Below are 13,729 nucleotides of genomic sequence, written 5' to 3' on the forward strand. Positions count from 1 at the left end.
GAGCATCCCGCGGGGCCTCATGATGGCATCGCCGAGACGTCGTTACTCGGTGGCTGGTTTGGCTTCGAGACAAGTTGAGAGTTCGTGTCGAAGATCTGCCGCTCGATCCGGCTGAGCACCGTCTGGACTTTGAGCCCGGTCCGGTTCTCGATCTTCCACAGCGCGCGGCCGTGCCGGTCGTTGGCCCACCCGGTCGTGGCGTCGTGTTCCTTGTCCGACAGGGCAAGGAAATCGGCCAGCTCGCTCGCCACGCGCGTTGACTGTCCAAGAAGGACACGGATCGAGCACAGGGCGAGCAGGTCGCGGGCGATGGCGACTTCTTGGGAGCCGGTGGCGCCGACGGAGAGGAAGTCGCCGGGCTTGTGGCTGACCAGGATCTGGATCTTGCGTTCCGCGCGGGACAGGCGCAGTTCGCTGTCGACGGCCTGGACCGCGCGCAGGCCGAGGCGGAGTTGCCGCCAGATCTCGTCGCGGACGACGATCCGCAGCTCCCCGTCCTCCTGCAGATCCGTGGCCAGTGACGACCATGATCCGAGGCAGGTCAGCGCGACGGCGACGGCTTGGTCGCCACGGGTGCGCAGGCGCGAGAGGTCCAGGCTCTGAATGGGGGCGTCCCAGTCGACGGTGAAGTTCGTCGGGGCGTCGAACAGTCCAGCCAGCGGGCCGCTGATCAGATTGGCGAGCGCGTCGGTGATGGACCGGAGGTGGTCGAGGAACTGGCGGCGGCCGGCGAACCGCAGCTCGCGCCAGAGCTGCTCGTCCGGGTCGGCCAGCGCCCGGTGAACGTCGGGGATGGTGATCGACTTGAGGCGGGTGTAGCCGTCGCTGACGCCGAGCAGCTGCCGCAGCACAGCCGACAGGGCGGCTTCGTCGGTGACGGTGGGCCGGTAGCCCTGCGCTTCGGCGAGCGCGACCAGCAGCTGCACCCACCGGCCCAGGACCCCGTCGAGCTCGTCGCGTTGCCGAGCGGTCGACCACGTGTCCCAGCGGGCGGAGAGAGGGCCGAGGTCGAGGGCGTTGAGGCGGGCGGTGCTGCCGCGGCCGAGCATGATCGGGGTGATCCCGAGGGCGTGTAGCAGCGGGGTGTATTCGCCTTTGACGTCGCCGGAGATCAGGGTGCGGACGCCGGTGAGCATCATCCGCAGCAGGAACGCCACCACCGTGGAGGACTTGCCGCGGCCAGGCTCGCCGAACAGGACCATGTTCGGGTTGGTGCAGACCGAGCGCAGGACGAACTCCACCGGGTGCAGGTAGAACGCGCCGCCGGAGTGGACGTCGTAGCCCATCCGCGCCCCGACCGCCGGTAGCGGGCTCGCCGCCAGCAAGGGGAACAACCCGCCGATCTCGTGCGTGCTGGCCTGGTAGACCTGCAGCGGCGCCGCGACCGGCGACCACCCGTACCCGGGCCGGGCAAACCCGCGCCGCGGCGCGGCCCGCTGATTCAGGCGAGTACCGCGGGCCTCCGCGCTCCGGCGGCGTCCGGGCGGGCGGGCGTCGACCGCGGGCCCGAAGGTGGCGAGCAGTTCCGCGGCCGTTCGCTCGCCGTCGCGGCGGCTCATGATCCGCCGCCGCGCAGGCGGGGCAGCCCGACACCGACGGGCAGGACAGCGGCGACGAACCCGGCGTCCTGGGCCAGTTCCATCCGCAGCAGCTGAAAGCGGCCGGCTATGTCGTTCTCCAGCTTGGCCGCGTGATCTTCGACGTTCCACGTATCCGGGATCGTGACCGCGGCGGCGACGGCGAAGCGGACGATCCCGTGCCCGGCCGCGACCGCGTGCTCCTGCGCCCGCGCCCCGCCCGCTTCACGAGCCTCGGCGGCACCGGAGTTGAAACCCTTCGTGGACTTCCAGTCCCGCACCACGCCGGTGCGGAACCGCAGCCGGCGCACGGCCTTGCGGGACCGGTGCTGCGACAGGGTTTCGTAGTGGACGGCCAGACTGTGGCGCTCGCCGGCCGTCTTGACCGCCAGCAGCCCGCCGAGCGACCCGAACACCGTTCCCGCCTCGGGCATCAGCACCGAGTAGGACACGGTCGCGAAACCGTCGTGGTAATACGCCCTCGGCGAAGGTGCCGGGGCGTGCACCGGTCCGGCGGTAGCCCACCGAACACCGGCGTCCCCAGCACGGTGACGGCGCGCGGCGAGGCCAGCGGCGCTGGCCGGGTTGAAGCCGGTGCGGATCGCCACCGCCAGTTCCGGGCCCGAGAGCCACTTCACCCCGGTCGCGCCGAGGGACTTGAGTTTGTCCTCGAGCCCGTCGAGCACGCGGTAGAGCACGGCGGCCCGGCCGGCGACCCCGCCACCAGCCGCCGCAGCCGGGCGCCGCAACGCGTCTTCGGTGCCGGACAGCGTGACGAACACTTCATGCCGGACCGACACCGCCCCGACCAGCCGATCCAGCTCCTCACTCGCCTGCCGAGCGAGCGCGGGAGCACCCGGGACGTCGTGTTCGGCTCGCCAGGCCTGGTAGTCGGCGCCGTCGTCGGGGACGGTGCGCACCAGCAGGGTCATCCGGTCGATGACCTCGCGGTGCCCGATCGACAGCAGCAGGTTCCCGAGCCGGTTGGCCAGCCGCTCGCACTGGGCGTCTGAGAGCATCCCGACCCCGGCGTGGGTGAGCTGGGCGGTGGCGCCCCACCGCCCGTCGCCGGTGTTGTGGATCAGGCACACCCGACCCAGATCTCTCAGTGGTGGCCCGTCGGGAAACCGCAGCCGCGCCAGCACCCCAGGCAGATCCGGCTCGTCCAAGTCCGTGGCCTGCCCGGCGACGGCACGCGACTGCCACCGCGACCAGCCCAATGCGATCCCGGCGCGATAGAGCAGCAGATGGCCGAGCCAGCGCAGCGCCGGACGCCCGCGGACCGGCACCACGACCAGCGCCGCCGCGGTACCGCAGAGACCACCCAGGGCCAGCGTCTGGCCGAAACGTCCGGCGGCCAGCGCGAGAATCACCGGCACTGCCAGCCCGACGCACGCGAACGCCTGAACCGGGGTCAGTCCGATGATCCAGCCTGCCCGCTCTCTGCGGGACAGTCCTTTGTAGATCCGGGTCGCGGCGCTCACAGCAGCACCGCCGCTTCCTCAGCTTCGCCCGCAGCACCACCGCCGCCGTCGTCGTCCGGCGGCGGGCCGCCATCAGGATTCGGGACCGGCGGTGTCGGCGGCCCGGTATCTCCTCCCGGGTCAGGAGATGGCGACTCGCCGTTACCGTCGTCATCGTCATCGTCTTCGACCGGCCCGGCCGCGCTCGCGCCACTGGTATCACCGGTTTCGGCGGTGGGCGGTGCTGTCGTCTCGGCTGCGGGGTCGGTCCCGGATTCTGGTGCGCCGCTACCGCCGGACGCGTCGGCGTCGTGCGCGTCGCTGCTGGTCGCCGGGCCGGCATCATCGTTCCCGTCGGGTGTGTGCAGGTCGCCGGTCGTGTCGAGCGGCCCGGCGGTCGTGTCGTCGTCGGCGGCGGCTTGGTCAAAGCGGTCGACGTTCGCCTGCTCCTGGCTATCGCCGCCGTCGTCGCTGCCGTCGTCGCTGCCGTCCTTTCCCTTGTTTTTCAGGTCTTTACGGGCCATGCTCCCGAAAGCGCCAGCGGCGCGACCGGCGATGCTGTTGGCGCCGTAGGAGTCCGGGCCGGCGTCCGCGAGCTTGTCCCGGAACACGCCTTGCGGGTCGGAGTCGGGGTCAACGAAGGCGAAGAGCTTGAACAGCACCAGCGGGACACACAACGCGAGGAACAGCACCCCGATGCCGGCCAGCAGCCCGGACAAACCCTGGGCGCCGCCGACGATCGCGACGGCCAGCACCAGCACGAACGCCAGCGCGGGCTTCATCACGATCGCGACCAAGGCCCAGCGGACGACTTTCCAGTACCACCGCGCGCTCACTTCCGCGACAAGTCCGGCCGCGGCGATGGGGATCGTGGCGACCAGCACGTAGATCGCGGCCTCGCGGAACACTGCCTCGAACGCGAACCCCAGCCCGGCCGGGATTACTCCGAAGGCGCCGGCCAAGCCGAGCACGATGTTCTTGACCTCATCGGACAGGGCGTCGGTGAAGCCGGTCATGTTCAGCGCGTCGCGGAAGTTCCCCACCCGCAGCCCCGTGGACAGGATCGCTTCGGTCAGGCCGTCGGCAGCGGCGAGGAACGCCGCGACCAGCCCGACAGTCACTGCGAGGGCGATGCCGTACTGAATTGGTCCGGTGATCAGGCGGACGAAGCCGCGGCCACCGTGCAAGACGGTGGTGATGATTTGCCAGAAGAACATCCCCAGCGCGATGACCCCGGAGATCCACAACGTCATCGGCCACAGGATCGACACCGGCCCGTCCGTGGTGGACACGGTGAACAGGGAGAACTGGTCGACGAGCTCGAACGCGGTGCGCAGGATGAACAAGGCCGAGGCCCAGGTGGCCTTCATGAGCGGCTCGAAGACGCCCGCCGCAGTCGCGGCGACCGCCTTGCCGGCGAGGCCACCCAATGAGTCGAGCAGATCCAGCGGGCTCACCGGGCACCGTCCCGGGTCAGGGGCCGGTAGCCGGCTGCGACCGATTCGGCGCTGCCCGGCCACGCGCAGGCGGCGTAGGCGGCGCGGGCACCGGGAGCGATGCGCCAGTCGGACCCGGTCCAGCGCAGGGCCTGGCAGTCGCCGATGCCCATGCTCGTGCTCTGGCCCTGGTAGTCGAAGCTCAGCTGCCCGAGAGTGCACACCACCGCGAACCGCCCGCCCTCGGCGGTGCCCTTGATCAAGCCCTGGGACACGTCGTAGGTCACCGTCAGGCCAGGCGTGAGCTCGCCGGGGCGAATGCCGGCCTCGTTGCGGAACGAGGTCAGCAGCGCGAGCGGCCCGCTGCCTTGCAGGGACGGGGCGTGCGGGAGCGCAGCTTCGCCGTACGCTCGCGCGTAGGTGGCCGGGTCGCCGCCGCGCAGCGCGGTCTCGTTGAAGTCAGTCAGCCAGCCGAGCGCGCCTTCCGTGGTGGTGGGGAAGCTGTCGGAGAGCACGCGGTTCGCGACCGGCGACGGTCGCGGCACGGTGATCGGCGGACCGGCCGTGGCGGTGGTCAGTTCATGCGGCAGGGCCGCTTCGGGCGGCAGGGTCAGCATGTGACGGGTGGCCAGCGCAGTCGCCTCGTCGGCCGGAGCTGTGGGTGTCGGCGAGGGCGCAACGCCAGGCAGAGTTGTTGCCGTCGGGGACGACGGTGGTGCTGTTGCCCGCCGGACAACCAGCACTACCGCGACCGCGAGGAGGAGCAGGACGACGATGATGATCAGGCGGCGCGCTCGTGTGCGGGCGCGCGGCGATTCTGTGGAGGTGAACATGGCTCAGCCGCCCGCGAAGCTGTTGATGAGCGACCAGCCGATGCCGTAGAGGATCGCGCCGGCGACGGCGCAGAGCATCATGACGACGCCGACTTTCCCGGCGCGGTGGTGATCGACCCAGCGGCCGCCGGCCCAGACGATCAGCCCGACGAAGAAGCCGAAGACGAGGGCAACACCTGCGCCCCACTTGACGTTGTTGAGCAGTCCGAGGATCTTGTCGCCGCCGACCGGGGGCTGCACCGGTGTCGGGTTGGGGATCTGGCCGAGCCAGTCGATGACACTGTGCGCGGACATCGCGCCCTCCACATCGCACCGCCCGACATCACGTCAGGCGGGTCAAGTGGGAGGGCGTTGAAGTTCTTTTAGTTGAACGGCAAGGTGATCTCAGTCGGTGTCGTGGTCGGCAACGCGACAGTCGGCTTCGCGTGCACGACGTGTCCATGGGAGTCGGAGGCGGCGTGTCCGCGGTGGCAGGACATGCCAGGTACGGAGCAGCTGTTCGGCGGGCGCGCGAAGCGACGACGGTGTCACGTCGGCGGTGACCCCGTGCTCGGCGACGTCACGCTCGTGCGGAAAGAACACCGTGTCGGGTAACAGGATGCTTGTGCGGCGGCCTGCGGTACCGGCCACGCCCTTCGGCCACCGGCGCGCGCCCACGACAAGCAGTTGCGTAGGCGGCGTCACCGCGCCCGCCCGCACCCACGGCTCCAAGCGGGCCAAGACCTGTTCGGCGTGTGCGAGTCCCGGGACCGTGGGCCGCAGTACGAGCGCGGGAATCGGTGACAGACTACCGACGCGCAGCCACTGGCCCGGTCCGAGCGCGGGATCGATCCCCAGCCGCAACGGGTCGTGGCCGATGTCGACCACAGTCACGTCAACAGCGCGGCCACCGCCGGGATGCCAGTACAGCGGCGGCGGAAACAACACCGGCTCAGCGGCGAGATCGGCCACATCCAGGCGCGCCAAGACTGCGCGAGCACGCCAGGAGAACCGAATACCTGCTGCGGGGCCGGGCCCGTCTCGCCGTGGCCCATCGGCCCGCGCAGCACGTCCGAGTCCAGAACGCACCGGATCGCCCGCATCGACAAGCAGGACCGAGCGCCCCGCCAGCTGGAGCGCATCGGCGATCGCGACGGCGGCGATCGTCGCGCCGGCCCCGGGCGACGCGGCCAGGACCGGCACGACCCGACCGAAGAGCGACCAGTCGACCAGCTCGGCCACCACTTCTGTGGGCACGGCATGCTGCCGCTCGGCCTCCGGCGAGTCCACTCGGGAGCGATCGTCCACGGGCAGGTTCTCGGATGTGATCATGGCGGGGCCCTCCCCTCAGCGGTAGTGGTGCGCCGGTGAAGGGTGCGGCGGCCGCAGCGGGACCGTGCTCCAACCCCCTAGTTGGGGTGGCGTGGGTTGCGCTTCCTCGATGTTCCGAAGATACTCGCAACAAGCGTGGCGCTTACTTCGATGGTAGACCCAACCTGGTTTATGTCAAATGTCTACCAATGCAGGCCTGACGCTTACTGCTATCGACACGTTACGGGGGCGGACCATGGCACGAACATCCGACGACGGATCGGGGCCCGAGAATAACACTCCAGCCGCGCCGCCATCGGAAGAGCTGCACTCGCCGATCCCGCGCCGCCGCGCAGCCGACCAGGAGAAACTCACTGTCGCTCTGCTGAACCTGGATACCTTCGCCGAGCGGTTGACCTACCTGTTCGACCACGCCTCGACCTACTACCTCCTGCGCGGAGACCCAGTCGTCGACCCCGACCTCATCGACCGGCTCACCGCTGAAGGCAACCCAACGTTCCTGACTTTCACCGCGCGCTCAGCGCTGATCGCCCAGTGGGTACGGGACCGGACCGGGTTGCCCCTGGCCGAGCAGGCACTACGCAACTTCAGGGGCGGGACCCGCCAGAACAGCCGGCCCGCGATCACCCGGGCGTTGGCCGAGTTCTGGCGCATCCACCCGAACTTGCTCGACCCCAGCGTCCCGGCCACTGACTTCGCGCCACCCGACGACGAGATAGCACGCAGGACCCATGAACTGGTGACCGAGCTCGGCCTCGTCGGGTTCAACGCACGCGACATCACCAGCTCGATCGGCGATGCCCCCGACGCGGACCGCGAGCAGCTGCTGCAACTAGTGGAAGAAATCGCGCGAACGCGCCGCGCCGCCCGCGACAATCCCGCCTCCTGACATTGCCGATCTACCGCCTCGCCGATCCCGCTTCCCGGAGCTTGCGGTGCGCCGCGCTCATGCTCTCGGCCATGCGCTGCACCCGGCGGTGCGGGAGGGCGTCGCCGACGTCGGCCAGCCAGCGGGTCCTGGCGACGTCGTCGACGTGCACGCGTTCGGTCTCCGGCCACCATGCCCGAGACCCGACGTCGTTGTCGTCGATCGGGTGCGTGGCGCACGGGTCGGAGAGCTGCGCGACAAGGGCAGCGAAAGCGACTTCGATGTCGACCGCCGTCGCTGCCCCCGGCGGGACATAAAGGTAGCGGGAAAGGGTGCGTAGTTCGTCGCGGATGGCGCGACGGATTCGATCGTCGACCAGCTGCTCGACGATCAGCAGGGCGTCTTCGATCTCGACCAGCTTCTGGGTCAGGGTCAGCGGTTGCGGGCGGCGGTGAGCGAGCAGCACGCGCAGGCGCGTCCACAGGCGTTCGATCGCGGCGTTTCGGCGCTGAGTGCGGCGCCGGTCGAGCCGGTCGAACAGCCGCCGGGTCGCTGCGGCGAACAGCGACCCGGCGACGAACAGCGCCAAGCCGGCGCCGTCGGTGAACACTCCGAAGTGGGCGCCGCGGGGCGGCTGGTGGGGGTCGATCAGCAGCCGGAGTGCGACGCCGAGCCGCCAGGAGAGCCCGACCAGCGACACCGCGACCCCCAGCTGCGCCAAGGTGACGCCGCCGCGTACCCCGGCTACTTCGCCGCGGGCCATCACGGTCAGTCCCAGCAGGAGCAACGCGAGCCAGCCGACCAGGTAGCCCAGGTAGATCGCGGAGTAGAGCTGTGAGGGCCAGGTCGGGTTCCGGGGCGAGGAGAAGGACGACGTGTGCGTGCCGGCCAGCACGTACAGCGTGATCATCGCCGCGGCACAGACCACGAAGATCGAGATCACCGCCGGCATGGGCAGACGCAGCTGCCCCAGGGTGTGCAGGAACCCGGCGGTGACGACCATCGCCAGCATCGCCAGCACGTTCTGCGCCACAACGGCGGCGTTGTGCACGCCCGTCAGACGGTCGACCCAGTCCAAGGTCACCGGCGCCCCGGCGGCCAGCGACAACGCCATACAGGCAATGCCGGCGGTCAGGAAGTGCCGGCTGAGCGCGTAGCCGCTCCCCCGGTTGACCAGCGCCTTGCGGATCGCCTCGAGCACGCCCGCGGCCGCGGCGCCGAGCCAGAGGAGCGAGACCGCGTCAGGCATCTGCGCACAGGTGCCGTCGCGACCCGAACGCCGCCCTTAAGGCTGTGCGGCCCGGCAGCCGATCACGATGGTGCGCTGCCCCGGCCTTCACGTGTTCCCGCAGCAGGCACGCGAACTGCTCGGCTTCGACCTCCCACCGGTCCTCGGAGCGTGTGCGACGGCCGCAGACGTAGTCGCCCGGATGGCCGAGGATCCAGTGCCCGATCTCGTGGAAGGCGATGTGCGCGGCGTGCGCTGGCACGGCTTTCGCCACGACCGTCAGCCAGCACTCTTCAGCCGAGCGCGCCAGCAGCCCGCTGGCCCCGCCTCGCCGCAGCGGCATCCGGCCCAGGACCACGGACATGCCCCGTTGCTGTCCCACCGCCTCCAGGAAGGCCCGCAATTCGAACGGATGCCGGATCGGCAAGGCGCTGATGATGGTTTCGCAGCACCGAATGAACTCCAGATCCCCGTGCCCGGTAGTGCTCACTTTCACCCCTCTGCGTTCGACGTTCCAGCCGGCCCCCACCGGCACCCCTGTGTGACCACCCGTCAGCCTTGGCGACGTACACCGCGGCTGTTCAGGGCGTTGGAACCATAGTGACGGACACGCTCCGCAACCAACGCCGCTTCGAGCCGCATTCGGTCCACATGTCGGCTCTGCGGAGTCCACATTCTTTCCACAATGCGAGGCCACGGCCCTTGCCCTGATTCACTCGCGGGCAGTAGCCAGGTGGGTATGGTGCTGAAAGCGGGGGGCGCTGCGGCGCAGAAGTCAGGGACTGATCCGGCGGATGTGGCGTGGTCGTTCAACCATCTCGATCCGGCCATCGCTGAAACCGCCTACGACACACTCGGGGCGATCCGGCGCAAGTGTCCGGTCGCGCGCAGCGGTGAGCTGGACGGTTTTGTGCTGGTCACCGGGTACGCCGAGATCCGGGAGGCCGCGCGCGCGTCGGATCGGTTCAGTGCTTACGTCGACGGGCTGGGCGCGGCGGCGGTGGTCACCGAGATGCGGGAGGCCGTCGCGCCGATGTTCGAGACCGACGAGGAGCACCACAACCAATGGCGGCGACTTCTGCGCACCTTCTTCACCCCGGACGCCGCAGCCGCACAGGCACAGTACGTCCGCGCGGTCTGCCGGGAGGCGCTCCAAGAACTCCTGCCGCACGGCGCCGGCGACCTCGTCGAGGCTTACACGCGCCAAGTGCCGCCGCTGGTGATCGGGCGGGTGCTGGGGCTGGCCGAGCTGGAACGCGCGTGGCTGTCGGAGCACGTGCGCGCCTTCTCCGGCGCCGAGACAATCACCGACGCCCAGCAGGCAGGCCGGATCTATGCCGACTTCCTACTCGGGCAAATCCAGGAACGCCGCGCTCATCCCGGTCGCGACCTGCTCTCGGCGATGGTGAACGCGCAGGTGGACGGCCGGACCGCCGACGATGACGAGCTGGTCAAGATGACCATGCTGATGGTCGCTGCGGGGTACCTGACGACCGCCGACGCCTGCGCCACCGCGCTCCTGCACCTATTGGAAGACCCGCTGCTGCGGGAGCGCATTACCTCCGAGCCAGCAGCCATGGAGGCGTTCGTGGAAGAGCTGGTCCGCTACGAGCCAGCCGTCGCGGCCACCGGACGCACCGTCACCACCGCAACCCATCTCGGCGGAATGCCACTGTCCCCGGGAGAGCGACTGCTGCTGGCGTGGGGCAGCGCCAACCGCGACGAGCGAGTGTTCGACGACGGCGACGTCTTCCGCCTCGACCGCAACCGCAGCGCGGCGCAGCACCTCGGGTGGGGCGCAGGCGAGCACCGCTGCCTCGGCCGGCACCTCGCCCGCGTCGAACTGCGCGTCATGCTCACCGAGCTGCTGCGCGCCCTGCCAGGTCTGCGACTTCAACCCGGCGCCACGGTGCGGCGGACCTTCGGGGTCATCCGCGGCGTCGCGGCCTTGCCGGCGCAGTGGAAGCACCGGTAGGCGCCGACCGGGCCCGGTACCACTCGGCGAGCTCCCGACGTCCCTGCAACCCCAGCAGGCCATAGATCGTGGTCAGCTCATTCTCGACCGTGCGGACCGAGAACCGCACAGAGGTCGCGATCTGCTGATTCTTCAGGCCCTGGGCGACCAGCTGGACGACCTTCCACTGCCGCTCGTTCAACGTCGGCTCCGACGCAGGATCAGCGGCGTCGTCGAGGGCGAGAGCCACGATCTGCTCGTCGGCCAGCAGGCTCCCCTCGAAGTAGGCTTCCGTGGACTCGACCGGCCCGAGCACCAGCGCGATCACGGCTTTCGCCCGTCCGCGATGGAGTTTGAAGCCGGCCAAGCCGTTGAAGTGGACACCGTGGCGGGCTTGCAGGCTGTCCGAGCCGCCGAACCGCCTCGCCGCCCCGACATAGTCCCCGTCCTTCGCCAGCTCCCACGCTTTCCTCTCGACCCACCAGCCTGGCCCCCACAGGTCACCGAGAGCGATTTGGCGCCGCAACGGCTCGGGGTTGTTGGTCACTGGTTCGGAGCACGCGGGCAGGCCGCGGGTCCACTCCGCCCACGTCAGGGCCCAGTCGGCGCCGCGGCGGGAGGCCTCGGCCACGCAGCGTTGCGACATCCGGTCTGCTTCCTCCGCCGGCCCGAGCAGCCCCGCCGTCATGGCGTGGAACAGGTCCGCCATGTAGGCCGCCCCGTCGGCACCCACGGCACGAAACCCGGCACTGGCGGCCGCCAGCTTCGCGAAACCGCTGCGCTGCCCGAGGGCCAGTGCCTCGAAGGTGCCTTCGACGAACTGAACCGCCGGGGCGTCGTCCTTGCCCGCCTCGCGCGCCAGGCGCACGCATTCGTCCATGAGATTCTTGGCGCGGGCTTGTTCGCCGAGGGCGATCCACACCCAGCCGGTCATCGCCAGCGCCGAAATCCGCACGTCCGACGCCACCACAGGGCCCTCGCGCAGTAGCTCCTCGACGCGGCGGCAGACCTGGACCTCGGTGGCGAAGAAGAACGGCGCCCCCGTCAGCAGGACATCCACCATGATCGCCAATCCTCGCTCGATCAGGCCGTTGTCGGCGCACCACGCGACAGCTGCGGCGATGTTCCGGGACTCGGCGTTGACCAGGTCCAGCCACCGGACCTCTTCCGGTCCGAACCACCGCTCGGACGCCTGCCGCACCAGCCCGCCAATCCAGCGGCACAAGCGGTCATTGATCGCCTCCAGCTCGCCCGACGTGCTCAGGCTGCGCCAGCCGTACTCACGCAGATACGTGTGCTGGCGGTAGCGCCCATCGGCGGAAGCGCCGTCGATGATCGAGTGCCGGACCAGATGATCCAACGCTTCCAGGATTTCGCCACGGTCGATCAGCTCATCGGCGCACACCTCTTCAGCGGCGTCGAGTGTGAACCCCTCGGAAAAGACCGTCAGCCGCGCCCAGACCCGTTGCTGCTGCGGCGAACACAGGTCCCAGGACTCGGCGATCGCGATGTCGAGCGCGAGGTGACGTGGCGGGATCCCGCGCGCGTCGGTGCCATACTTCAGCGACACGCCGCCCTGCAGGCGCTCGAGCACTACCGCCGGGGCTCGTCCCCGGCCGAACTGGGCCGCGATGAGCTCCAGCACCAGTGGAATACCCGAGGACCAGCGGACCAGGTCGACGATGGCCTGCCAGTCGTCCCGTCCGGTCAGTGGCCGTCCGAGCGCCGTGGCACGGTCGGCGAGCAGCTGTACTGCATCGCTTTTCTCGGCCGCCACGCGATCGGCGTGCTCGGCGGGGGTCGACAGGGGCCCCAGGTGCACGCGGTGCTCTCCCTGGACATCCAGGTAGGCGCGGCTGGTGGCGATCACCTGGACCATCACGGTCTCGGTGATGATCCGGTTGACCAGCTCAGCTACCGCATCGAGCACTTGCTCGCAGTTGTCCAGCACGATCAGCACGCGCCGGTCACGGACGTGCTCGATCAGAACGTCCACGGGGTCGGCGTTCGGCTGATGGTGTGAGATACGCAAGGCCGCTATCAGCAAGTTGCAGATCCGCCGCTCGGCATCCGGCCTGTCGGCATGCGCCCCGAGTTCGGCGAGACGAATGAACACCGATGCGTCGTAGTGCTCATTCATCTGCACGAGCAGTTCGCCTGCGAACCGCGTCTTCCCGACGCCGGGTGATCCGGTCAGTGTCACTGCTCGCTCGCCGGTGTTCAGTCGCTCACACACCTCGACCAGCTCGTGCGATCGCCCGAAGAATGTCGTCAGTTGAACACCGGCGGGCGGTTGCCCGGCTGGTCTGCGAATGCGCTTATCCACCGCAACGGATGCGGTGACGCCGATCGGCGCCGACCGCGGATTCTGCCCGGCTCACGTTGTCCTGCACTGTTCCCTCCTCACGCCGGCGCACCCCGCCCGCCTGATCGGCGGACGGCGCTTACTCGGCTCGTGTCGCCCTCCGTGGCAGATGTCGTACCACCCATGGCCTGCGAAGATCGACAACCTCACAACCAAACACCCGATCGGGTTAATCGTCAACACACCGTCCGCACCGGAGCAGCACCAGATCGTCAACACCCGTTTCAGTCGACCGACAGAAATCAGATCGGCCGACGGCTGCGACATGCCGCAAGCGTGGGCAGCACTCCTGACCACACGAACGCGCATCACTACCGACCGCAACTTTCCGCAGCTCAGCCATCCATTATGAATCGCACTCGAAACAAGGTCGCCACGAACGTTGCAACTTTCTTCAAGATCTGGTTAGTATTTGTCTCAGCAAGGCAGACTCGTGCTCCACCTGGGGAGGCGTGGAATCCGGCACAGTCAGCCCGACACATAGGGACATTCTCGTGTTTCCAACCGCCACACAGCGCCGTACGCAGATCGCTCGCGGACCGCCGGCAGCGCGACTCAACCGCAGTGCACCACCACACGTCCGATGCTGCGCCGGACTTCTCGATCAGCGAACCTCACGACCGGCTCCACACAGCCGGCCTTGTCACTCTTTGGCGTCTCCGCTCAGCCCTTCTTCGCGTATCGCTGGCTGCGG

Annotated in this window: 12 protein-coding genes; 3 read left to right on the forward strand and 9 right to left on the reverse strand. The window is 69.3% G+C overall.

The window, feature by feature from the left end; all coding sequences use genetic code 11:
- Nucleotides 1-17: 17 nt before the first annotated feature.
- The 6 genes from ACZ61C_RS34430 to ACZ61C_RS34455 form a co-directional block, all read right to left on the reverse strand.
- On the reverse strand, nucleotides 18-1,559 hold the full coding sequence (locus ACZ61C_RS34430; RefSeq protein ID WP_465312050.1) for an ATP-binding protein: 1,542 nt from the start codon (nucleotides 1,557-1,559) through the stop codon (nucleotides 18-20).
- A complete protein-coding gene (locus ACZ61C_RS34435; protein ID WP_465312051.1) occupies nucleotides 1,556-3,061 on the reverse strand; it encodes an SCO6880 family protein in 1,506 nt (501 codons plus the stop codon). The genes ACZ61C_RS34430 and ACZ61C_RS34435 overlap by 4 nt, the downstream gene beginning before the upstream one ends.
- Nucleotides 3,058-4,497 carry a hypothetical protein gene (locus ACZ61C_RS34440; RefSeq protein ID WP_465312052.1) on the reverse strand — a complete coding sequence of 480 codons (1,440 nt, stop codon included), beginning with the start codon at nucleotides 4,495-4,497 and terminating at the stop codon, nucleotides 3,058-3,060. The genes ACZ61C_RS34435 and ACZ61C_RS34440 overlap by 4 nt, the downstream gene beginning before the upstream one ends.
- Complete coding sequence (locus tag ACZ61C_RS34445) at nucleotides 4,494-5,309, reverse strand: hypothetical protein (RefSeq protein WP_465312053.1); 816 nt, start codon at nucleotides 5,307-5,309, stop codon at nucleotides 4,494-4,496. The genes ACZ61C_RS34440 and ACZ61C_RS34445 overlap by 4 nt, the downstream gene beginning before the upstream one ends.
- Before the next feature lie 3 nt (nucleotides 5,310-5,312).
- Nucleotides 5,313-5,603: a hypothetical protein gene (locus tag ACZ61C_RS34450; RefSeq protein WP_465312054.1), complete on the reverse strand. Its 291-nt coding sequence runs from the start codon at nucleotides 5,601-5,603 to the stop codon at nucleotides 5,313-5,315.
- Between the two features lie 90 nt (nucleotides 5,604-5,693).
- A complete protein-coding gene (locus ACZ61C_RS34455; RefSeq protein WP_465312055.1) occupies nucleotides 5,694-6,620 on the reverse strand; it encodes a hypothetical protein in 927 nt (308 codons plus the stop codon).
- Between the two features lie 235 nt (nucleotides 6,621-6,855).
- On the opposite strand from ACZ61C_RS34455, the gene ACZ61C_RS34460 reads away from it, so the two are divergent.
- The gene (locus tag ACZ61C_RS34460) at nucleotides 6,856-7,509 is read left to right on the forward strand and encodes a hypothetical protein (protein WP_465312056.1); all 654 of its coding nucleotides are present in this window, start codon (nucleotides 6,856-6,858) and stop codon (nucleotides 7,507-7,509) included.
- A 10-nt stretch (nucleotides 7,510-7,519) separates the two neighbouring features.
- Here the strand turns inward: ACZ61C_RS34460 and ACZ61C_RS34465 are convergent, their stop codons facing one another.
- Both ACZ61C_RS34465 and ACZ61C_RS34470 read right to left on the reverse strand, forming a co-directional pair.
- Nucleotides 7,520-8,737, reverse strand: a complete 1,218-nt coding sequence (locus tag ACZ61C_RS34465; RefSeq protein WP_465312057.1) for a hypothetical protein — start codon at nucleotides 8,735-8,737, stop codon at nucleotides 7,520-7,522.
- Nucleotides 8,730-9,206, reverse strand: a complete 477-nt coding sequence (locus ACZ61C_RS34470; protein ID WP_465312058.1) for a hypothetical protein — start codon at nucleotides 9,204-9,206, stop codon at nucleotides 8,730-8,732. The genes ACZ61C_RS34465 and ACZ61C_RS34470 overlap by 8 nt, the downstream gene beginning before the upstream one ends.
- A 249-nt stretch (nucleotides 9,207-9,455) precedes the next feature.
- Between ACZ61C_RS34470 and ACZ61C_RS34475 the strand changes: the two genes are divergently transcribed.
- Entirely contained in the window at nucleotides 9,456-10,691 is a 1,236-nt protein-coding gene (locus ACZ61C_RS34475) for a cytochrome P450 (protein ID WP_465312059.1), read from the forward strand.
- On the opposite strand, the gene ACZ61C_RS34480 is transcribed toward ACZ61C_RS34475, so the two are convergent.
- Nucleotides 10,645-12,996 (reverse strand): ATP-binding protein, encoded by a 2,352-nt coding sequence (locus ACZ61C_RS34480; protein WP_465312060.1) that lies wholly within the window; start codon nucleotides 12,994-12,996, stop codon nucleotides 10,645-10,647. The two genes, ACZ61C_RS34475 and ACZ61C_RS34480, sit on opposite strands and share 47 nt — an antisense overlap.
- Here ACZ61C_RS34480 and ACZ61C_RS34485 point away from each other — a divergent pair.
- Entirely contained in the window at nucleotides 12,983-13,387 is a 405-nt protein-coding gene (locus ACZ61C_RS34485; protein WP_465312061.1) for a hypothetical protein, read from the forward strand. The genes ACZ61C_RS34480 and ACZ61C_RS34485 overlap by 14 nt on opposite strands.
- Nucleotides 13,388-13,729: the final 342 nt, after the last annotated feature.

The organism is Amycolatopsis sp. NPDC104587 (assembly GCF_055583645.1).

Excerpts from the sequence above, each read along its gene's own strand:
- ACZ61C_RS34430 (WP_465312050.1), bottom strand. The coding sequence starts at position 1,559 with ATGAGCCGCCGCGACGGCGAGCGAACGGCCGCGGAACTGCTCGCCACC.
- ACZ61C_RS34445 (WP_465312053.1), bottom strand. The coding sequence starts at position 5,309 with ATGTTCACCTCCACAGAATCGCCGCGCGCCCGCACACGAGCGCGCCGC.
- ACZ61C_RS34450 (WP_465312054.1), bottom strand. The coding sequence starts at position 5,603 with ATGTCCGCGCACAGTGTCATCGACTGGCTCGGCCAGATCCCCAACCCG.
- ACZ61C_RS34455 (WP_465312055.1), bottom strand. The coding sequence starts at position 6,620 with ATGATCACATCCGAGAACCTGCCCGTGGACGATCGCTCCCGAGTGGAC.
- ACZ61C_RS34460 (WP_465312056.1), top strand. The coding sequence starts at position 6,856 with ATGGCACGAACATCCGACGACGGATCGGGGCCCGAGAATAACACTCCA.
- ACZ61C_RS34465 (WP_465312057.1), bottom strand. The coding sequence starts at position 8,737 with ATGCCTGACGCGGTCTCGCTCCTCTGGCTCGGCGCCGCGGCCGCGGGC.
- ACZ61C_RS34475 (WP_465312059.1), top strand. The coding sequence starts at position 9,456 with ATGGTGCTGAAAGCGGGGGGCGCTGCGGCGCAGAAGTCAGGGACTGAT.
- ACZ61C_RS34485 (WP_465312061.1), top strand. The coding sequence starts at position 12,983 with ATGCGCTTATCCACCGCAACGGATGCGGTGACGCCGATCGGCGCCGAC.